Here is a 19062-nt window from a genome sequence, read left to right as displayed (position 1 = left end):
TCACGACATGTCTGTTGAATACTCCCGCGCGGGGGCGAAGCGCCTGATGGGCCTCGTCCCTTCGCGGCTTCCCCGGCGGAAGCGGCGTTCCCAGTTCCAGCGGGTCCGCCGGATGACGGTCCTCTCGCTCTGCATGGGCATCTTCTTCGCCTGGTTCGGCCCCGTCGCCGACCTCGCGGAGAACGGCTGGCGGGCCGGGCCGCTCCTGCCGGCGGTGGGGGTGCCGGGTGTGGTGGCCTTCAGCGTGCTGTACCTCAGGATGGTCAGGGCCGCCGTGGCCGGGGTGCCCGCGACGGCCGACCTCCTCGCCTCCGCCGCGGTCGTGGTGGTCCTGCTGCTGACCCAGGGCGGCCACCTGTGGTCGTGGGGGATGCTCGCCCCGGCCTGGGCGGCGGGCGCCGCCCTCCTGCTGAGCAGGTCCGGTACGGTCGCCGTCTGTCTCGTCTCGGTCGCCGTCGGCATGCTCCTCCCCGCGGAGGGGGCGAGCACCGCCACCACGCTCCTTCCGTCGTCCGCGATCGACGCCCGGCTGGTCACCTACCTCATGCTGACCTGGCTCATCCCATGGGCGAACCGGTTCCAGCTCTGGTTCTGGGAGGTCCTCAGGAGCGCGGAGGAGGGCAAGGAGGCGCAGGCCCGGCTGGCCGTTACCGAGGAGCGGCTCCGCTTCTCCCGCGACCTGCACGACCTGGTCGGGCACAGCCTCTCCACGATCGCCGTCAAGAGCGAGGTGGCCGTCAAGCTGTCGGCGATGGACGCCGGGCGGGCGGCGGCGGAGATGGACCAGGTGCGCGGCCTGGCGCGGCAGGCGCTCAAGGAGATCCGCGCGGCGGTGCGCGGCTACCGGACGGTCGACCTCGTCGCCGAACTGAACAGCATGACGGCGGTGCTGGAGGCGGCCGACATCCGCTGCACGCTCCACATCCCGCGCGAGCCACTCCCCGAGGAACCGGCGACCCTGCTTGCCTGGGTCGTCCGGGAGGGCACCACCAACGTGCTGCGGCACAGCTCGGCCACCCGGTGCCGTATCGCGATCACGCTTCACGACGGGATCGCCGCGGTGGAGATGACCAACGACGGGGCGGGTGCGGCGGACGGGCGCGGTACCGGTCTCGTCGGCCTGTCGGAGCGGGTGACCGCCACCGGGGGCACCCTGACGGCGGGCCCCGCGAACGCGGGGGAGTTCACATTGCGGGCCGTGATCCCGCTGGGGGGAGAGCGATGAGTGCGGCGGGTTCGGTGGTCCGGGTGCTGCTGGAGGAGGTGCGATGAGTACGGCGGGTTCGGTGGTCCGGGTGCTGCTGGCCGACGACGAGCATCTCATCCGGGAAGCCGTCGCGACCCTGCTCGGCCTGGAGCCGGACATCGAGGTGGTGGCGCAGGTGGCCAGGGGCGACCTGGTGGCCGATGCCGTGCGGGAGCACCGGCCGGACGTGATCGTGCTCGACATCGAGATGCCGGGAATGGACGGGCTGAGCGTCGCCGAGAGGCTGCCCGGCCAGGCGGTGCTGATGCTCACCAGCTTCGGGCGCCCCGGCTATCTGCGGCGGGCCCTGTCCGCGGGGGTACGGGGTTTCGTCCCCAAGGACGCCTCCGCCGCGGAACTGGCGGCGGCGATCCGCCGGGTCCACTCCGGCGGGCGTTACCTCGACCCGGAGATGGCCGCCTCGGCGATGATGGCGGGGGAGAACCCGCTGACCGAGCGTGAGCGCGACGCCCTGCGGCTTGCCGCACAAGGCGCACCGGTGGCGGAGATCGCCGCCTCGCTCCATCTGACCGAAGGCACCGTACGCAACTACCTGTCCAGCGCCATCGCCAAGCTGGGCGCCACCAACCGGATCACCGCGATTCGGGCGGCTCAGGAAAAAGGTTGGCTCTAAACGGCATTTTCTCCTTTGATACGGGCAAGAGACTCCCATGGTCGTAAGAAGTGTGAATTCGGGGGCGGGGGAAGGCCACGTCCCCTTTCGCGCTGTGGCACCGTAAGAATGCGGTGCGTGACCGACTGGCTGTGGTGACGCACCGCCGTTGGGCCCGGCCGTGCCTCGGCGCGCGGCCGGGCGTGAGGAGGAGGCATGCGCGTCCCTGGTAACCCCAAGGCTCAGGTCGTCGACGTCGGGAACCGTCTCGACGCGGGTACCGTGGCCGGAGTGCGCCCGCGGCTGCACGAGGCAGTCGACTCCGGACGTGACGATCTCATCGTGGATCTCTCCGGGCTGGAAATGATCGACGCCACCGGTCTCGGGGTGCTGGTGGGCACGCATCGCCGCGCCGTGGGTGCGGGACGCCGCCTCATTCTCCGGGGGGTGCCGCCAAGGATCATGCGGGTGCTGGCGGTGACCCGGCTCAACCGGATCCTCACCGTCGAACTGCCCATGGCCGCGGTGGCCTGATCCGGTTCACCGCCGGCCGTACGCGGGGCGGTCGCGGTGCCGGGCTCGTCCCCTCCTGTATCGGGGGTCTCAGCCTTCGGCGCGGCCGCGCAACCGCTCCACGGTGCCCGGCGCCTGGGCGTCGAGCCAGTCGGAGAGCTGCTCGAACGACACGCAGCGCACCTGGGCCCGGGTGCAGACCTCGTCCATCAGGCTGATCAGCGCGCGCATGTAGATGCCACCGTTCCAGCTCTCGAAGTGGTTGCCGACGAACACCGGAGCCCGATCGCCGGTCAGCGACTCCTGCACGGCGGCCACGTAGGCCGAGACGGTCTGCCGCTTCCAGTGCGGCCACATGTGCGGTCGGCGGGTCTTCGCACCGCTGTGCAGGGTGAAGAAGCCGTAGTCGGTGCCGAGCACCCGGCGGTCGGTGCCGGGGACGCTCAGGATCGGTAGCGGGAACTGCCACAACCCCGCCCGTTTCTCGGGCCATGCCACCCGGCCGGACCCGCTGGCGTCGTAACGCCAGCCATGGTCGGAGAAAGCCCGGAACATCTCGTCACGGTCACCTTCGAGACAGGGCGTACGCCCGCCGATCACCGTTTCCCGGACCCGGAACGGCAGGTCGGGCAGGTGGGTGAGTGAGGCGTTCTCCCGCCAGCGTTCCACCATGCCGTAGAACTGCTCCAGTTCCTGCCGCCAGTCGCGGGCCGTCCACGTGCGTACTCCCCGGGCGCCGCAGAAGTGGCCGTTGAAGTGGCTGCCGATCTCGTGCCCTTCCCGCCAGGCGGCACCCAGTTGCGCGGCCTGCGCGGCGATCCGGGAACGGCGCTGGAAACCGATCCGGGAGCTGCCCGGCGGGTGGCGGGGCGGGAGGTAGAGCCGGCGGCGGTCCTCGGGCAGCAGGTAGACCCCCGACAGGAAGAACGTGAGTCTGGCACCGCTGCGCCGGGCCGCCTGCCGGAAGATGGGGAACCAACCCTGGCTGTCCACCCCCGCGCCGTCGAAGGAGATCACCACGAACTGCGGGGGCCGCTCGCCGGGGTACAGCCGGCACCGCCCGGAGCCCGGTGCGGCGAGCTGTCCGCGCAAGGCGGCCGGGATCACGCCGCCCCGCAGCTCCGGACACCAGGGGGCCCCGCCCGGCGGCCGCCCGATCACCGCGCCGGCCCCTGTGCCGGTCTTGGGGGCAGCTCTCGTGCCGGTCTCTGTGCCGGTCTCTGAGGCAGTCCCCGGGGCCGTCTCTGTCCCCGCGCCTGTGCCGGTCTCCGGGTCCGCCCTGTGTCCGCCCGGCCGGCCTGATGCCTCCGGACCGGGTTCCCCGCCCGTCTTACCGCTGCTCTCCCACCCGGCGTCCTCGCCCGCCTTCCGTTCGGCGTCCCGGGCCGCCTCCCGGGTCGTTTCCCGCCCGGTGTCCCGGAGCTCCCTCGCCCCGGTGCAGGCCGTGACGCCCAGCGCCACCGAGATCCCCAGCGCCGAGATTCCCAAAGCCGCCGTCGGCATCCCGCGTGTCATGGGGTCAGGAAATCACGCTGTGTGACCACAGCCTCGGTGGATCACCTCAAGGAACGGTCATGTTACGAAAGATCGGTAGAAGACATGCGTGGCAGTACTGATCAGATGGTCGATCGCAGGTGCCTCGTCGGCCACCACCCACTCGATCAGCAGCTCCTGGAGCGCTCCGATCATGCTCAGCGCGAGCAGATGCCGGTTGGCCTTGACGGCATCCGGAAGGTCGGTGATATTCGACTCGATCATGCGCGTGAAAGCCGTCACGGCTCGCTGCCGTGAGGTGATCAGGCAGTCTCCCGCCCGGCGCACCTCCAGGTGCATGATCCGTGCGCGTCGCCGATCCTCGGTGACGAAGGTGACGTATCCGGTGATCCCCGCTCTGATCCGGTCGATCAGTGTGTCGGGAGCCTGCTCGATCGACTTGGACACCGACTGGAGCGTCTCCTGCACGCAACGGTCGTACACCGCCTGCATCAGCTCGTCCCGCCCGGAGAAGCACTCGTAGAACGCACGGTTGGAGATGCGGGCCGAGGCGCACAGTCTCTCAATCGTGGTGTCCGGGAAGCCGGGGTCGGAGTAGAGGGTGTACGCCGCGGAGAGCAGGCGTTCCCGGCGTTCCGCCAGCCGCTCCTCCGCGGACATTCCCCGGTACGACCGGCCGCTCATGTCAAGCCCCCGATGAGCGGTTCAGATTTGACAAGTCCTCGCTTTATCACTTCCACCTCATGATCCTGGCCCCCGGAATCCACCATTATGGGTGCAAGATCCTTTTTGTGGAAGAGTCAAGATGTCGCCGCTTGCGTCTCCCATGCAAGGAGGTCACAATCCTGACTGGCCGGTCAAGCTCCTATCGGTCCGGATCCGCGAAGGGAGTGGCTTCGCAGAGACCGGGGCCCTGCGGAGGCGGGCCCTGCGGACACCGGGGTCTTGCGGAGGCGGGCCTCGGCGGACACCGGGGCGGACACCGGGGCCCTGCGGACACCGGGGTCTTGCGGAGGCGGGCCTCGGCGGACACCGGGGCCCTGCGGAGACCGGGGCCTGGAAAGTCAGAGTCCTGCGGGGGGTCGAGATTCCGTGGAGGCCGGGACGTCCGACGGCACAGCCGGCGCCTACCGGGTGAGCAGGCCACGGTCGAGGGCGGTGGTGACGGCGGCCGTACGGTCGGAGACACCGAGCTTGCCGAAGACACGCAGCAGGTGGGTTTTGACCGTGGTCTCACTGATGAAGAGGGCACGACCGATCTCGGAGTTGGTCAGCCCTCTGGCCACCAGGGAGAGCACCTCGCTCTCGCGCGGCGACAGTGACTCGGCCGCCGGGGCCCGCATCCGGGTGACCAGCCTGGTCGCCACCGAGGGCGACAGCACGGTCTCCCCGCGCGCCGCGGAGACGATCGCGGCCAGCAGGTCGGCTCTGGAGGTGTCCTTCAACAGGTAACCCGCGGCGCCCGCTTCGACCGCCCGCACGATGTCGGCGTCGGTCTCGTAGGTGGTCAGCACGATCACCCGGCTTCCGGGCCGGTTCACGAGGATACGGGAGACGGCGCTCACCCCGTCGCCGCCGGGCATGCGCAGGTCCATGAGGATCACGTCCGGAGTCAGGTCACCGGCCCGTACGACGGCCTCGTCTCCCGAGGCCGCCTCGCCCACGACGGTGATCCCGGGGTCGGCCTCCAGCATTCCGCGCAGTCCTTCACGGACCACCGGGTGGTCATCGACGATCATCACACGTAGCACGTTCACACTCCCTGGTCCGTGGGCTCGGTGGGGATGACGACCTCCAGTGAGGTGCCTCCACCCGGGGAGCCGGTCACGGCGAGGGTTCCGCCCACCTGCTCCACACGGGCTCGCATGCCCCGAAGACCGTAACCCCGGGCGCCGGACGGGTCGAAGCCGCACCCGTCGTCGCGGACCTCCAGTCGCACCGAGCCGTCCCGGTAGGCGATCGACACGATGACGGTGCCCGCCGCCGCGTGCTTGCGCACGTTGGCCAGGCCTTCCTGGGCCGCGCGGACGAGCACCACCTCGACGGGCGGGCTCAACGGCCGGGAGCCGCCGGAGACCTCGAAACGGGCGGCCAGCCCCGTCTCCTCGCCGAGCCGGTTCGTCAGCCGTTCGAGCGCCTCGTCGAGGGTCGAGCCGTCCAGCGGTGCCGGGCTCAGCGTGGTCACCAGCAGGCGGGCCTCGGCCAGATTCTCCCGCGCGGTTCGCACGGCCAGCGTCAGGTGACGGGACGGGTCGGCCTGGGCCTCCGCGGCCTGAAGCAGCATGATGATGCTGGTGAAGCCCTGGGCCAGGGTGTCGTGGATCTCTCCGGCGAGCCGCTCGCGCTCGGCCTGGGCCCCGCGCTCGGCTGAGAGGCGGGCCACCTCGGCCCGGCTCCTCTCCAGCTCCCGGATGAGGACCGCCCGCTCCTCGCTCTGTGTGGTGATCCGTTCTATCCAGCCCCCGAAGACGGCGGAGAAGAAGATGATGACGGTGATCACCATCAGGAAGTTGAACGGCTGCGGTTCGTCGGACAGGACCGTGTAGCGGATCGCCGGCGGGAGATTCAACGCGATCACCGCGATCATCGCCCGCCTGGCCGGGAAGACCATGAAGCACTGCGGGCAGAGCCCGAACAGGGCGTACGTCGTCTGCGGCGCGAGGAGCCCGGCAGGAGCGAACAAGGCGACCATCAGGACGATGTAGACCGTTCCGCGCCGCCGGTCGTCGGAGAGGATCGCCGGTCTACCGAGCAGGAAGTAGAGGGGCAGGATCCCGATGAGGCAACCCACCACGACCGTCTTGTCGCGCGCCGGCATGTCGGAGACCAGCATGAAAGCGGCGGGGACGAGCGTGGTGGCAGTCAGCAGCACCTCCCAGACGTGCAGTGACTGCCAGGCGTTCGGCCCGGCCCCGTCGATCAACGGGCCGGGCACATGCGAGCGCGTCGTCATCCGTCGCGGCGGCTCTTCCAGCGGAACGTCATCAGGCACAGCACCAGTCCTCCGACGACCCAGGCTCCCAGCACCAGGGCGACCCGGTCCAGTTCGTAGGATTTCGTGAGCTCCAGGGCGGCACCGGAATCCCCGAGGAAGACCGAGCGGAAGCCCTGGCACATCCACTTGAGCGGGAACACGGCGGAGGCGTTCACCAGCCAGGACGGCAGGCTGGCGGCGGGGATGAACACTCCGGAGATGAACTGCAGCACCACGAACGGCATCGCGATCACTGGGGTGGCGCTCTTATGTGTCCGGGGCAGGCTGCTGATCGCGATGCCGAGCAACGCCGAGCCGAGCACACCGAGTGTGAACACCCAGGCGAAGGTGGCCCATCGGGACGCCTCCGACGGCAGCTCCAGCTCGAACATCGCGACCCCGATGGCCAGCAGGATGACGACCTGGAGGAAGGAGACGAGGAGGGTGACGAGGGCCTTGCCCACGAAGTAGGAGGCGGGAGGCAGCGGGGTGCCCCGCAGCCGCTTGAGGGTGCCGTCGTCGCGTTCCCCGGCGATGTTGATCCCGAGGCTCTGGAAGCCGGTCATCGTGGCGGAGCCGATCAACCCGGCCACGTAGAGCTGGGAGACGCTGATCCCCGTCCCCTCCAACTCGTCCGCGAAGATCGAGCCGAAGATCACAAGCAGGATGATCGGGAAGGCGAAGGTGAAGATGACCGCGTCCTTCTCGCGGAAGAACATCCTGATCTCGATGGCCGCACGCGACAGCCCCAACCGGACGACGGAGGGCTGCGCCGCGGCGCGAGGGGCGGTCGGGATCTCGGCCGCGGCGGTCTGGGTCTGGGTCATCGGGCACCTGTCTCGATGAGGCGGAGGTAGATGTCTTCCAGGGAGGGGCGGGTCACGGTCAGCTCGGGCACCTCGCCGTCGAAGCGGCCGGTCAGCTCCAGAACGGTCTCGGTCGGCGTGCCGGTCTCCAGGGAACGCTGCTCGCCCCCCTCGGACCAGCTCACCGTGGCCTTGGCGGTGGCCCGGCCGCCGAGGGTGCCGGGCTCGCCCTCGGCCACCACCCGCCCCCCGGCGACCACGGCCACCCGATCGGCCAGTGCCTCGGCCTCGTCCAGATAGTGGGTGGTCAGCACGATCGTCGTGCCGTCGTGGGCCAGGCTCTCGATCAGCTCCCAGAACTGCCTGCGGGCCTCCGGGTCGAACCCGGTGGTCGGCTCGTCGAGGAAGAGCAGCTCCGGATCGCCGATCACGCCCAGCGCGACGTCGACCCGGCGCCGCTGGCCGCCGGAGAGCTGCCGGACGCGCTTGCCCGCCTTTTCCATCAGGCCGACCTTGGCGATCACCTCGTCCGGGTCTTTCGCATGGGGGTAGTAACCCGCGAAGTGGTGCACGAGCTCGCGCACGGTCACCTCGGAGGCGTCCTCGGCGGTCTGGAGCACGATGCCGATCCGGGAGCGCCACCCCCGGGTGGCCTTGGCGGGGTCGACGCCGAGGACGCTGACCTCACCGGCGTCTCGGGTGCGGTATCCCTCCAGGATCTCCACGGTCGTCGACTTACCCGCCCCGTTCGGGCCGAGGATCGCGAAGATCTCGCCCTCACGGATGTCGAGGTCGATCCCCTTGACGGCCTGGACGTCGCCGTAGCGCTTCGTCAGGCCCCTCACTCTCACTGCTGTCGTCACGTTTCAAGCGTCGTGCCCGGGGGGTTTTCGCGGTACCGACGTTCGATGGAACCGGGGGTCCACCGTTCGGAGGACACTGCTCGGGTCGCCGGCGCATGCCGGCCGGCACTGGGGCGGAGGAGGCCGGGATCGTCGTCATCCGGCACACCGGCCGGTACGGAAACCGCGGGGCGACCGCTACCGGTCGAACCAGGAGCGGAAACGCACCGGGTGAGCCAGGACGGCAGCCGAAATCCCCAGAATGAACAGATCGAACAGCTCGAAATTATTCCTCCATGCGAGTCCACAGCCGTAGGCGAGGCGCATATGGCCCTCGGCGCCGAGAGTCGCCCGGCGCACCCGGCGCCGCCGAGTGGCGTGACCGAGAGCGATCACGCCCACCCGGACGGCGGCGGAACCACCGTTGACGGCACACTCGATCAGGAGGTCGTCCACGGTCGCGGTGATCCTCGTGGGAAATGCTCCACCACAGGAAAATCACTCATTCAACCGATTGATAAATGGGAGGATGATCCCTTTTTGTTATATTTGAAGTGCTTTATAACTTAAATGGCTGCATATCTTGAGTAAGAGAGTATGCTCGCGAGTAAGGTCATGAATGACCACTGTTCAAAGCAGGGTTAATGCCCTCACTGTCTGCCGGAAGGGGGTAATCATGTCTGGCAGACACTCATCCGTCATCCTCAGGTCAGCGCTCGTCGTCTCCCTCGCCCTCCCCCAAGGTTTCGCCGCGGAGGTCTTAGCCGCCCCGTCCCCGGCGGGTGCCGGGGTGACGACCCGGCCGGCGCAACCGGAGGACCCCTGCCACGGCAGGGGGCACGGCTGCGCGAAGGGCGTTTCCGACGGCAGGGCCGACGGGGCACGCTGCATCGCCGAAAGCCCGGGGAGTCATCCGGACTCGGGCCAGCCGGACTACGGGCACGGCTACTCCATAGGCCACGCGGCCGGATGGGCACAGAGCAAGTGCGGCGAGAGGGCGCCGGCCCAGCCCCAGAATCCGGCCGAGCCCCAGCAGTCCAGGAGAGCCCAGCAGAGGGCGGCGGGAGAGGCCCGGGGCGCGGACGACGCGGCGACGTTCCACCGGTGCAAGAGGTCCAGCTACCGAGGGCAGTCGAGGGCGTACAAGCGCGGCTACCGGGCCGCCAACCAGTACTGCTGACCGACCTGGACCCCGGCGCCGTCGGCTCCGGCGGACGAGGCGGGTGAAAGCGCGCAGCGCCTCACCCGCACACCGCCGGGTGAGGCGTCGAGCCGGGTGCCGGAGCAGGCGCGGAAGGGGACGAGGCGAAGGACGGTGCCCCGGCCGGGGGGACGGTCTCCGGCGAACACGAGGAACGCGGCCAGAACGAACGCGGGGAACGCGGGGAACGCGGTCAGAACAGGGTCGGGTTCTCCGGCTCGATGCCGCGCAGGGCGTCGTAGTCGAGGGTGACGCACCCGATGCCGCGGTCGGCGGCGAGCACGCGGGCCTGCGGCTTGATCTCCTGGGCGGCGAAGACCCCCCGGACCGGGGCCAGCAGTGGGTCGCGGTTGAGCAGCTCCAGGTAACGGGTGAGCTGCTCGACCCCGTCGATGTCACCGCGCCGTTTGATCTCCACGGCCACGGCCGCGCCGTTCTGGTCGCGGCAGAGGATGTCGACCGGGCCGATGGCCGTCATGTACTCGCGCCGGACGAGCGTGTAGCCCGCACCCAGCGTGGTGATGTGCTCGGCCAGCAACTCCTGCAGGTGGGCCTCGACACCGTCCTTGATCAGGCCCGGGTCGACGCCCAGCTCGTGCGTGGAGTCGTGGAGGATCTCCTCCATGGTGAGGACGAGCTTCTCGCCGGTCTTGCCGTGGGTCACCGTCCAGGTGCCCTCCTCCTCGCGGAGCTTGCACGGCGGGTTCATCCAGTTCAGCGGCTTGAAGGCGCGGTCGTCGGCATGGATCGACACGCTGCTGTCGGCCTTGATCAGGATGAGGCGGGGCGCCATCGGGAGATGGGCGGTGAGCTTTCCGACGTAATCCACGCTGCACCGCGCGATGACCAGACGCATGCTCGAACCCTACCGGCCGTCCGCGGCCCCGATCTCCCGATCGGCACAGGGCCGCCGGTGCCTCTGCTGCCTTTTGGGGTAGTCGGACCCTCTCTGGGACACTGTTGCCGGTGCCGGAGCAGGCGGTGCCGGCCCGGATTTCACGGCCGTGACGCGGTGTGGTGGGGAGAGTCATGACGAGCACTTTTGAGACCGTCGGAGTGGTCGGCCTCGGCACGATGGGTGCCGGGATCGCCGAGTCCTTCGCCAGGGCCGGGCTGGGCGTCATCGGAGTGGAGGCCGGCCCGGAGGCGCTGGCGCGCGGGCGCGGGCACCTGGAGGGCTCCGTCGGCCGCGCCGTGGCCAAGGGCAGGCTGACCGAGGCCGAGAGCGCGGAGATCCTCGGCCGGGTGACCCTCACCACCTCGCTGGAGGACCTCGCCGACGCGGATCTGGTCATCGAGGCCGTCCCCGAGGTCATGGAGTTCAAGCGAGCGCTCTTCACCGACCTGGACCGCGTCTGCAAGCCGTCGGCGGTGCTCGCCACCAACACCTCCTCGCTCTCGGTCACCGCGATCGCGGCCTGCACCACCCGCCCCGGGCGGGTGGTCGGCATGCACTTCTTCAACCCCGCCCCGGTCATGCGCCTGGTCGAGGTGATCCACACGCTTCTCACCGAGGAGGGCCTGGCCGAGGAGGTGGCCGGTCTCGCCCGGCGGCTCGGCAAGTCACCGGTGACCGTCGGCGACCGTGCCGGATTCGTGGTCAACCGCCTGCTGCTGCCGTATCTCAACCACGCCGCGGTCCTGCTGGAGAGCGGCCTGGCCACCCGCGACGGCATCGACACCGCGATGCGGCTCGGCGCCGGCCTGCCGATGGGTCCCTTCGCCCTGCTCGACCTGATCGGCCTGGACACCTCCTACGAGGTGATGAGCGTGCTGTTCCAGGAGAGCCGCGACCGCCGGCACGCTCCGGCGCCGATCCTGCGCGAGCTGGTCAGCGCGGGACTGCTCGGCCGCAAGACCGGCGGCGGTTTCCACACCGCCGCGGACGACGGCCGGGACGCGGCCCGGCCCCCGGCGGGCAAGTCGTCGGCCGGCACGGTCGCGATCCTGGGCGAGGACGGCGACGACTTCGGCGACCGGCTCACCGGGGCGGGCTTCAAGATCGTGCCGGTGGAGGACGCCGAGGTCGTCGTCGCGCTGTCCAGCACCCCGGTGATCGAGCTCGCCGCCACCCTGCCGCACCCGGAGCGCCTGGTCGGCCTGCACCTGGCCGGTGACCGGGTGGCCGAGGTCGCCTCCACCGTGCTCACCGCGCCGGGCGTCGCGCAGGCGGTGGAGGGCCTGGTGCGGGTCACCGGGCGGGTGCCGGTGCCGTGCAGGGACCGGGCCGAGTTCGTGGTCGACGCGCTGCTGTACCCGTACCTCAACGACGCCGTGCGCATGTACGAGTCCGGTTACGCCTGCGCCGACGACATCGACACGGCCATGAGGCTCGGCTGCGGCTACCCGGCCGGGCCGTTCGAGACCCTCGACCGGCTGGGTCTCGAGACCGTCCGCGACGGCCTGCGCGCTCTGTACGCCGAGTACCGGGAGCCGTACCTCGCGCCGGCGCCGCTGCTGGAGCGGCTCGTCGCCGCCGGGGTGCGAAGCTTCCGAGACCTGCCGTGAGCCCTCGCAGGTCCCGTCGGCTGACTCCTTTCGACCGGGGTGGCAACCGCGGCTCGTCACGGCCCGTCGGCGGCTTCGCGCCGGGGATCGACCGGGTCGAGGAGTGGCCCGACGGCGACTGGCGGGTGCGTCCCGTCACCGGCGCCGAGGGGGGCAAGGTCTATCGTTGCCCGGGTTGCGACCAGGAGATCAGGTCCGGGCTGCCGCACCTGGTCAGCTGGCCGGCCTGGCCGGGTGGCGAGGACGAGCGCAGGCACTGGCACACCGCGTGCTGGCGCAACCGGGTCAAGCGTGGTCCCGGCAGAAGCAGATACTGAGGAGAGACATGGAGATCAGGGCCTCCAGCGTGCTGCCCGCGCGCCGCGAGCCGATCGAGCTACACACCGGTGACGGGTTGACGCTCGTCGGCGAACTGGCCCTCCCCGCGGACCGGCCGCCGGCGGCCACGCTGGTCTGCCTGCACCCGTTGCCCACCCACGGCGGCATGATGGACAGCCACGTCTACCGCAAGGCCGCCAACCGGCTGCCCGCGCTCGCGGACCTGGCCGTGCTGCGTTTCAACACCCGCGGCACCACCTCCGAGCGCGGCACCTCCGAGGGCGCCTTCGGAGGCGGTGAGGACGAGCGCCTGGATGTGGCCGCGGCCCTGGAGTACGCCGACTTCCACGACCTGCCCCGGGTCTGGCTGGTCGGCTGGTCCTTCGGCACCGAGCTCACCCTCAAGTGGGGCCGTGACCCGCTGGTGGAGGGCGCCGTGCTGCTCTCCCCGCCGCTGCACCGGGCCACCGACGCCGACCTGGACGGGTGGGCGGAGTTCGGCCGGCCGCTGACCGTGCTGGTTCCCGAGTTCGACGACTACCTGCGGCCCGAGCAGGCCCGTGAGCGCTTCGCCCGGGTGCCCCAGGCGGAGGTCATCGGGGTGGACGAGGCCAAGCACCTGTGGGTGGGGGAGCCGTACGTGCGGATCGTCCTCAACGAGATCGTCCGCCGGGTGAATCCGGCCGCGCACCCCCTCCCCACGGAGATCCCCGGCTCGTAGACCTCGGCGCCGCCGAGTGCCCCCGGACCCCGGCCTCCGGCCTGGACACCCCGCCCCCGGTCCCCGGTCCCCGGATCCCGGTCCTCGAGCGGGCCGCCGGTTCGGGGGTGCCGGGCCGGTGGTCCGACGGTGCCGGGGAGCCGCCGATTCAGGGTGTCGGGATCGCCGGTTCGGGGGTGCCGGACGGTGGAAGCGGGATTACCGTGGACGGCGTGCAGCTGTACACACGATCGGCGGGCGGGGGACTTCCGGTCGTCCTCCTCCACGCCTTCCCCCTGTCGTCGGCCATGTGGCTGGCCCAGCGCGAGGGTCTCTCGGCCGTCTGCAAGGTCATCACCCCTGACCTGCGGGGTTTCGGCGGTTCGGCGCTCGGCGACGACGAGCCTTCCGTGGACGTGATGGCCGACGACGTCGTCCGCCTGCTCGACCGCGAGGGCGTCGACCGCGCGGTCGTCGGAGGGCTGTCCATGGGCGGCTACGTCACGATGGCCCTGTGCCGCCGTCACCCCGACCGGGTGCGCGGGGTGATCCTCGCCGACACCAAGGCCGAGGCGGACCCGGAGGCCGCCCGGGCCAACCGGGAACGGATCGCCGCCGCCGTCCTCGACTCGGGTACGTCCGTGCTGGTGGACGAGGTACTTCCCGCACTCGTCGGGCGGACCACCGCGCAACGCCGGGCGATGGTGTTCGGGCGGGTGCGCGGGCTGGTCCAGTCGGCCCCGCCGGGGGCCGTCGCCTGGGCACAGCGTGCCATGGCCGCCCGTCCCGACTCCTTCGACACCCTGCGCGGGCTCAAGGTGCCCGTTCTGGTGATCGTGGGGGAGGAGGACGAGCTCACCCCTCCCGCCGTCGCCGAGGCGATGGTCGAGGCCGTGCCCGACGGGCGGCTGGCCGTGATCGGCAAGGCGGGGCACCTGAGCGCGGTCGAGCAACCCGAGGCGTTCAACCGGGCGGTGTCCGGCTTCATAGCCGAGCTTGCCGCGGGATCACCACCTCACGGATGATCAGTGCCAGCGCGGCGGCCACCGGGATGGCCAGCAGTGCTCCGACGATGCCGAGCAGGGTGCCGCCGAACAACGCCGCGATCACCGTGACCGCCGGGGTGACGTCCACCGAGTGCTTCATCACGCGCGGGTAGACGAGGTAGTTCTCGATCTGCTGGTAGATCAGGAAGAAGATTCCGCAGGCGATGCCGAGCGTGCCCGACTGGAGCAGGGCCACCACGGTCACCAGTACCGCGCCGATGGTCGCGCCGACCAGCGGGACGAGGTCGGTGACCGCCACCACCAGTGCCAGGGCCAGGGCGTAGTCGACGTCGAGCACCGCGAGGAACACCCAGGTCACCACGCCCGCGATCACGGAGATCAGCAGGTTTCCCGCGACGTAGCCGCCGATGCCGTTGATGATCTCGTCGCCCAGCGCCCGGGTGCGCGCCCGGCGGCTGTTCGGCACCAGGGCGAAGAGATAGTCCTTGATCGAGGGCAGCGAGCCGAGGAAGTACAGCGTCAGTACCAGCAGCGTGACGCCGGAGAAGAACGCGTTGAACACCACCGCACCCGCGCCCACCAGACCGCCGGCCACGGCCTGGGCCAGCCCGCCGCTGGTGATGTAGTCGCCGATCCTGGTCAGGATCTGGTAGTCGGTGTCGAGCTGTTTGAGTGTGGGGTTGGCGAGCAGTTCCTGGACGTAACCGGGGACCGCGCTGACGAACGACGCGGCCTCCTGGCTCACCGGCGGGACGATCGCCAGGCCGAAGAGCACGAAGAAGAGGATCACCCCTCCGAAGACGACGGAGATCGCTCCCCGCCGGGGCACCCGCCGCCGTTGCAGCGTCTCCACGGCCGGGTTGAGTCCGAAGGCGAGGAACATCGCCACCACGATGAGCACGATCACACTTCGCACGGTGACCAGCGCCTGGGAGAGCGCCCACGCGGTCAGCAGGCCCATCCCGGCGGTCAGGCCCACCATGAACGGGCTCCTGGCCAGCGGCTTGCCCGGTTGCCCGTACGGTTCGCCGTCCTCTCTCCGCATCCGGGCCGGACCATCGGCATCCCGGGCCTTCAGAGGCGGACCGTCCGCATCCCGGGTCTTCGGCGGCGAGTCACCCGGCCGCTGCGCCTCCCGGGGCGGACCGCTCGCCCGCTGCGCCTCCCGGGGCGGACCACCCGGCTGCCGGGAAGCCCGCGCGGTGGTCAGGATCTCGTCGAGGAGTTCCGGGACGTCGGGGGAGGGAGCCGGGTCTTCGGGCCGGCCGTCCGGGATCCGGCGGGCGGTGCCCGCGGGCTCGGCGGGGGAGTGGAGGGCCGGATTCTCCGGGTCGTCGGAGACCGGGGACGCGTCGGACAAGGTGCTGCTCCTGGCGGTCGGGGCGCTGAACCGGGAACGGGCGGACAGCGAAAGAGCCTAGCGACCGTCACGGTCGCCAGGCTCTTTCGTAGCCGCCGTCGTCAACGCCCCGGAGTCGACGTCTGTCCGCTGCTCGTTACTCCTGCCACCACTCCGCGTCGTCGTCCCGGGTCTCGGCCCTGGCGGGTGCCGGAGCCGGGGCCGGGGCGGGAGGCGGGGCGACGGCAGGCTTGTCGGCGACACCGTTGGCGGCGGGGATGGCCGGCTTCGGCGGGGCCGCGGCGATCGCGGGCTCCGGGTCGGCGGCCGGGAGCGGGGCACCACCGAGCAGCTGGCGCAGCTGCGCGAGGTGGCTGGTGATGCTGTCGCGCTGGCGGGTCAGCTCGTCGACCTGGCGCTGGGCGACCGAACGGCTCCGCTCGGACTCCGCCTTGGCCTCGGAGACGATCGACTCGGCGCTCGTCTTGGCCTCGGAGACGATCTGGTCGGCGTTCTTGCGGGCGTTGGCCAGCAGCTGCTTGGCGTGCGTGTCGGCCTCGCGGCGGGTCTGCTCGGCCTGCTGGGTGGCCTTGGTGGCCCGCTGTTCGGCGGTGGCCGCCCGCTGCTCGGCCTCGGCGACCAGCTTCTGGGTGGCCGCCTGGGCGGTGGCGTGCCGCTCGGCCTCCTGCCGCTCGGCCTCCTCGCGGCGGGCGGCGAGCTGGATCTCGAACTCCGCCTCGTCCTGGGCCCGCTTGGCCTCCGACTCCTCCAGCACCCGCTGGGCCTGGGCACGCATCTCGTCGGCCTGGCGCTTGGCGGTGGTGAGCACCTCGTCGCGCTCGCGCTTGGTCGAGGCGCGCAGTTGCGCCACCTCGCGCTCGGTGGTGGTGCGGAGCTTGGCGATCTCACGCTCGGCGTCGGCGCGCTTCTCGGCGACCTCGTGGTCGGCGGTGGCCCGCAGCTTGGAGACCTCGCGCTCGGTGGTGGCGGTCAGCTCCTCGGACTCGCGACGGGCGGTCGAGCGGATCTCCTCGGCCTCACGCTCGGCGGTGGTGCGCGTCTCGTCGGCCTCGCGGGTGGCGAGGGCCCGCTTCTCGGCCGCCTCGTTCTCCGCCGCGGCGCGCAGGTCCGCGGCCTCGACCTTGGCCGTCGCCCTGATCTCGTTCGCCTCGGCTCTGGCGGCCTGGACCAGCTCGGTCGCCTGCTCCTCGGCGAGACGGAGCAACTGCTCGATCCTCGCGCCGAGACCGGAGTAGGTCGGGCGTTCCTGCTCCTGCAACTGCCGATGGGAGTCGGCGAGATCACGTTGCAGGGCCTGAATCTGCTCCCGTGACTGGCGCAGCTCGACGTCGAGCTGCTTCAGGTAGTCGTGGACCTGGTGCCGGTCGTAGCCCCGGAGCACCACGTCGAATTCCCGAGCGGGGGCGTCTTCGAAGAAGTTGTTGAGCTGGGCGTCGATGTCGGACTGCATGGAGGCTCGATCCTGGGTTGGCGAGACGGCTACACGGGCCGGACGGGGAGTTCTGGCATCCGAGGCGGGAGCCGGGGCGGGACCCACGTCCGGTGGTACGCCAGCGTACTCCGCCATTGCCGCGTTGGAGGTCCCGACCGACTTTATGCGCGACTTGTTACGTATGAACGTTTCTTACATTCGACATGATGGCCACTTACCTTTCGGGAGCCTGTACCAGCTCGGTCAGCATTCCCGCCACGTCTTTGGGATGAAGAAACGCGATGGACGAGCCCATCGAGCCGTGACGCGGTTTCTCGTCGAGCAGTCGGACGCCCCGGCCTCCGATCGTCTCCAGAGCTTGGGCGACGTCAGGCACCCCGAAGGCAACATGATGCACGCCTTCTCCGCGCTTTGCCAGGAATTTGCCGACCGGCGTGTCGGGATCGAGCGGTTCGAGCAGTTGAATGTACGATCCCCCACCCTGCCCGTCGGCGATGTGCAGCATCGCCTCCTTGACTCCCTGCTCCTGGTTCACCTCACGGGCCACCACAGTCAGTTCGAAGGTCCGCTCGAAAAACGCGATCTTCTCTTCGAGGTCGTGACATGCGATTCCCACATGATCGATGCGCATGAACATGGTGCCGCCCTCCATGGCGATCGCTCGTGTACTCATGGGTATGGTGGCAAAGTCGCCCCAAGCCCTGTCAGGGAGGCTCCTCACATGTCTGGTTCCGTCATCGTCGCCGGAGCTCGCACCCCCGTCGGCCGCCTGCTCGGCTCCCTCTCCGGCCTCTCGGCCGCGGAGCTGGGCGGTATCGCGATCAAGGCCGCGCTGGAGCGCTCCGGCGTCGCCCCCGAGGCCGTGCAGTACGTCATCATGGGCCAGGTCCTGCAGGCCGGCGCCGGTCAGATGCCCGCCCGCCAGGCCGCGGTCAAGGCCGGGATCCCGATGACCGTGCCGTCCCTCACCGTCAACAAGGTCTGCCTGTCCGGGCTCGACGCCATCGCCCTGGCCGACCAGCTCATCAGGGCCGGTGAGTTCGACGTCGTGGTCGCCGGCGGCATGGAGTCGATGTCGAACGCCCCGCACCTGCTGCCCGGCCTGCGCAAGGGCGTGAAGTACGGCGGCGCGGGCATCGTCGACTCGATGGCCCACGACGGCCTCACCGACGCCTACGACCAGGTCGCCATGGGCGAGTCCACCGAGCGGCACAACGCGAGGCTCGGCCTGACCCGCGAGGAGCAGGACGCCTACTCCGCGAGGTCGCACCAGCTCGCCGCAGCCGCGATCAAGAACGGCACGTTCGACGACGAGATCGTCCCGGTGCCGGTCCCGCAGCGCAAGGGCGACCCGGTGATCTTCTCGGCGGACGAGGGCGTGCGGGGTGACACCACTGTGGAGGCCCTGGCCCGGCTGCGGCCGGCGTTCGACCCGAACGGCACGATCACCGCCGGTTCGGCCTCGCAGATCTCCGACGGCGCCTGCGCGGTGGTGGTGATGTCCAAGGCGAAGGCCGAGGAGCTCGGGCTCGACTGGCTGGCCGAGATCGGCGCCCACGGCAACGTGGCCGGGCCGGACAACTCGCTGCAGTCCCAGCCCGCCAACGCGATCAAGCATGCCCTCGGCAAGCAGGGCGTCTCCGTCGACGACCTCGACCTGCTGGAGATCAACGAGGCGTTCGCCCAGGTCGTCCTGCAGTCGGTGAAGGAGCTGGGCGTCCCGCTGGACAAGGTCAACGTCAACGGTGGCGGCATCGCCGTGGGGCACCCCATCGGGGCCTCCGGCGCCCGCATCGTCCTGGCCCTGGCGCACGAGCTCAAGCGCCGGGGCGGCGGCCTCGGCGCGGCCGGGCTCTGCGGCGGCGGCGGGCAGGGTGACGCCCTCATCCTCCGGGTCCCGCGTTCATAGCGCGAGATTCCCCCGAGGCCGGCGTTCCGGGAGCGTGATCCTTTCGGGGGCGACGCTCCCGGCTCGCGGCGGCTCCCCGGGGCCGGCGTTCCGGGAGCGCGATCCCCGCGGACGCCGCGCCGACGTGAGGCGATCCCTC

The 19062-nt window shown here is 70.5% G+C and carries 20 protein-coding genes; 9 read left to right on the top strand and 11 right to left on the bottom strand.

The window, feature by feature from the left end; genetic code table 11:
* Positions 1–7: 7 nt before the first annotated feature.
* The 3 genes from F4562_RS10690 to F4562_RS10680 all read left to right on the top strand — a co-directional run bounded on the left by F4562_RS10690 (position 8) and on the right by F4562_RS10680 (position 2393).
* Positions 8–1225 (top strand): sensor histidine kinase, encoded by a 1218-nt coding sequence (locus F4562_RS10690; RefSeq protein ID WP_184539108.1) that lies wholly within the window; start codon positions 8–10, stop codon positions 1223–1225.
* A gap of 43 nt (positions 1226–1268) precedes the next feature.
* Entirely contained in the window at positions 1269–1880 is a 612-nt protein-coding gene (locus tag F4562_RS10685; RefSeq protein WP_221206167.1) for a response regulator transcription factor, read from the top strand.
* A gap of 195 nt (positions 1881–2075) precedes the next feature.
* Positions 2076–2393 carry an STAS domain-containing protein gene (locus F4562_RS10680; protein ID WP_184539110.1) on the top strand — a complete coding sequence of 106 codons (318 nt, stop codon included), beginning with the start codon at positions 2076–2078 and terminating at the stop codon, positions 2391–2393.
* Positions 2394–2462: 69 nt separating this feature from the next.
* Here F4562_RS10680 and F4562_RS10675 read toward each other — a convergent pair whose 3' ends face one another.
* The 7 genes from F4562_RS10675 to F4562_RS10645 form a co-directional block, all read right to left on the bottom strand.
* On the bottom strand, positions 2463–3464 hold the full coding sequence (locus F4562_RS10675; protein WP_184539111.1) for a polysaccharide deacetylase family protein: 1002 nt from the start codon (positions 3462–3464) through the stop codon (positions 2463–2465).
* A 480-nt stretch (positions 3465–3944) separates the two neighbouring features.
* On the bottom strand, positions 3945–4550 hold the full coding sequence (locus F4562_RS10670) for a TetR/AcrR family transcriptional regulator (RefSeq protein ID WP_184539113.1): 606 nt from the start codon (positions 4548–4550) through the stop codon (positions 3945–3947).
* Between the two features lie 443 nt (positions 4551–4993).
* Complete coding sequence (locus F4562_RS10665; protein WP_184539115.1) at positions 4994–5617, bottom strand: response regulator; 624 nt, start codon at positions 5615–5617, stop codon at positions 4994–4996.
* A gap of 2 nt (positions 5618–5619) precedes the next feature.
* Positions 5620–6858, bottom strand: coding sequence for a sensor histidine kinase (locus F4562_RS36275; RefSeq protein WP_184854774.1), 1239 nt, complete (start codon positions 6856–6858; stop codon positions 5620–5622).
* On the bottom strand, positions 6816–7667 hold the full coding sequence (locus tag F4562_RS10655; RefSeq protein WP_184539118.1) for an ABC transporter permease: 852 nt from the start codon (positions 7665–7667) through the stop codon (positions 6816–6818). Before F4562_RS10655 ends, F4562_RS36275 begins: the two co-directional genes overlap by 43 nt.
* Positions 7664–8509: an ABC transporter ATP-binding protein gene (locus F4562_RS10650; RefSeq protein WP_184539120.1), complete on the bottom strand. Its 846-nt coding sequence runs from the start codon at positions 8507–8509 to the stop codon at positions 7664–7666. The genes F4562_RS10655 and F4562_RS10650 overlap by 4 nt, the downstream gene beginning before the upstream one ends.
* A 177-nt stretch (positions 8510–8686) precedes the next feature.
* Positions 8687–8944 (bottom strand): hypothetical protein, encoded by a 258-nt coding sequence (locus tag F4562_RS10645; protein WP_184539122.1) that lies wholly within the window; start codon positions 8942–8944, stop codon positions 8687–8689.
* 220 nt (positions 8945–9164) lie between these two features.
* On the opposite strand from F4562_RS10645, the gene F4562_RS10640 reads away from it, so the two are divergent.
* Positions 9165–9668 (top strand): hypothetical protein, encoded by a 504-nt coding sequence (locus F4562_RS10640; RefSeq protein ID WP_184539124.1) that lies wholly within the window; start codon positions 9165–9167, stop codon positions 9666–9668.
* A gap of 214 nt (positions 9669–9882) precedes the next feature.
* Here the strand turns inward: F4562_RS10640 and nucS are convergent, their stop codons facing one another.
* Positions 9883–10545 (bottom strand): endonuclease NucS, encoded by a 663-nt coding sequence (nucS, locus tag F4562_RS10635; RefSeq protein WP_184539126.1) that lies wholly within the window; start codon positions 10543–10545, stop codon positions 9883–9885.
* Positions 10546–10718: 173 nt separating this feature from the next.
* On the opposite strand from nucS, the gene F4562_RS10630 reads away from it, so the two are divergent.
* The 4 genes from F4562_RS10630 (at position 10719) to F4562_RS10615 (ending at position 14240) form a co-directional block, all read left to right on the top strand.
* On the top strand, positions 10719–12197 hold the full coding sequence (locus F4562_RS10630) for a 3-hydroxyacyl-CoA dehydrogenase family protein (RefSeq protein WP_184539128.1): 1479 nt from the start codon (positions 10719–10721) through the stop codon (positions 12195–12197).
* The gene (locus F4562_RS10625) at positions 12194–12514 is read left to right on the top strand and encodes an Rv1322 family protein (protein WP_184539130.1); all 321 of its coding nucleotides are present in this window, start codon (positions 12194–12196) and stop codon (positions 12512–12514) included. The genes F4562_RS10630 and F4562_RS10625 overlap by 4 nt, the downstream gene beginning before the upstream one ends.
* Before the next feature lie 8 nt (positions 12515–12522).
* Positions 12523–13236, top strand: a complete 714-nt coding sequence (locus F4562_RS10620; RefSeq protein ID WP_184539132.1) for an alpha/beta hydrolase — start codon at positions 12523–12525, stop codon at positions 13234–13236.
* Positions 13237–13448: 212 nt separating this feature from the next.
* Positions 13449–14240 carry an alpha/beta fold hydrolase gene (locus tag F4562_RS10615; RefSeq protein WP_184539134.1) on the top strand — a complete coding sequence of 264 codons (792 nt, stop codon included), beginning with the start codon at positions 13449–13451 and terminating at the stop codon, positions 14238–14240.
* On the opposite strand, the gene F4562_RS10610 is transcribed toward F4562_RS10615, so the two are convergent.
* From F4562_RS10610 to mce, 3 genes are all read right to left on the bottom strand, one after another.
* Positions 14200–15582: an AI-2E family transporter gene (locus F4562_RS10610; RefSeq protein WP_221206168.1), complete on the bottom strand. Its 1383-nt coding sequence runs from the start codon at positions 15580–15582 to the stop codon at positions 14200–14202. The two genes, F4562_RS10615 and F4562_RS10610, sit on opposite strands and share 41 nt — an antisense overlap.
* Positions 15583–15718: 136 nt before the next feature.
* Positions 15719–17032, bottom strand: a complete 1314-nt coding sequence (locus F4562_RS10605; RefSeq protein ID WP_184539136.1) for a DivIVA domain-containing protein — start codon at positions 17030–17032, stop codon at positions 15719–15721.
* Between the two features lie 196 nt (positions 17033–17228).
* Positions 17229–17651: a methylmalonyl-CoA epimerase gene (gene mce / locus F4562_RS10600; protein ID WP_184539138.1), complete on the bottom strand. Its 423-nt coding sequence runs from the start codon at positions 17649–17651 to the stop codon at positions 17229–17231.
* Positions 17652–17735: 84 nt separating this feature from the next.
* Between mce and F4562_RS10595 the strand changes: the two genes are divergently transcribed.
* Positions 17736–18923 (top strand): acetyl-CoA C-acetyltransferase, encoded by a 1188-nt coding sequence (locus tag F4562_RS10595; RefSeq protein WP_184539140.1) that lies wholly within the window; start codon positions 17736–17738, stop codon positions 18921–18923.
* Positions 18924–19062 lie beyond the last annotated feature (139 nt).

This window comes from Streptosporangium becharense, assembly GCF_014204985.1.
GTDB lineage: Bacteria > Actinomycetota > Actinomycetes > Streptosporangiales > Streptosporangiaceae > Streptosporangium > Streptosporangium becharense.
This window is presented reverse-complemented; position numbering and strand designations above follow the sequence as displayed.

Excerpts from the sequence above, each read along its gene's own strand:
- F4562_RS10690 (WP_184539108.1), top strand. The coding sequence starts at position 8 with ATGTCTGTTGAATACTCCCGCGCGGGGGCGAAGCGCCTGATGGGCCTC.
- F4562_RS10685 (WP_221206167.1), top strand. The coding sequence starts at position 1,269 with ATGAGTACGGCGGGTTCGGTGGTCCGGGTGCTGCTGGCCGACGACGAG.
- F4562_RS10680 (WP_184539110.1), top strand. The coding sequence starts at position 2,076 with ATGCGCGTCCCTGGTAACCCCAAGGCTCAGGTCGTCGACGTCGGGAAC.
- F4562_RS10670 (WP_184539113.1), bottom strand. The coding sequence starts at position 4,550 with ATGAGCGGCCGGTCGTACCGGGGAATGTCCGCGGAGGAGCGGCTGGCG.
- F4562_RS10655 (WP_184539118.1), bottom strand. The coding sequence starts at position 7,667 with ATGACCCAGACCCAGACCGCCGCGGCCGAGATCCCGACCGCCCCTCGC.
- F4562_RS10640 (WP_184539124.1), top strand. The coding sequence starts at position 9,165 with ATGTCTGGCAGACACTCATCCGTCATCCTCAGGTCAGCGCTCGTCGTC.
- nucS (WP_184539126.1), bottom strand. The coding sequence starts at position 10,545 with ATGCGTCTGGTCATCGCGCGGTGCAGCGTGGATTACGTCGGAAAGCTC.
- F4562_RS10630 (WP_184539128.1), top strand. The coding sequence starts at position 10,719 with ATGACGAGCACTTTTGAGACCGTCGGAGTGGTCGGCCTCGGCACGATG.
- F4562_RS10620 (WP_184539132.1), top strand. The coding sequence starts at position 12,523 with ATGGAGATCAGGGCCTCCAGCGTGCTGCCCGCGCGCCGCGAGCCGATC.
- F4562_RS10605 (WP_184539136.1), bottom strand. The coding sequence starts at position 17,032 with ATGCAGTCCGACATCGACGCCCAGCTCAACAACTTCTTCGAAGACGCC.
- mce (WP_184539138.1), bottom strand. The coding sequence starts at position 17,651 with ATGTTCATGCGCATCGATCATGTGGGAATCGCATGTCACGACCTCGAA.
- F4562_RS10595 (WP_184539140.1), top strand. The coding sequence starts at position 17,736 with ATGTCTGGTTCCGTCATCGTCGCCGGAGCTCGCACCCCCGTCGGCCGC.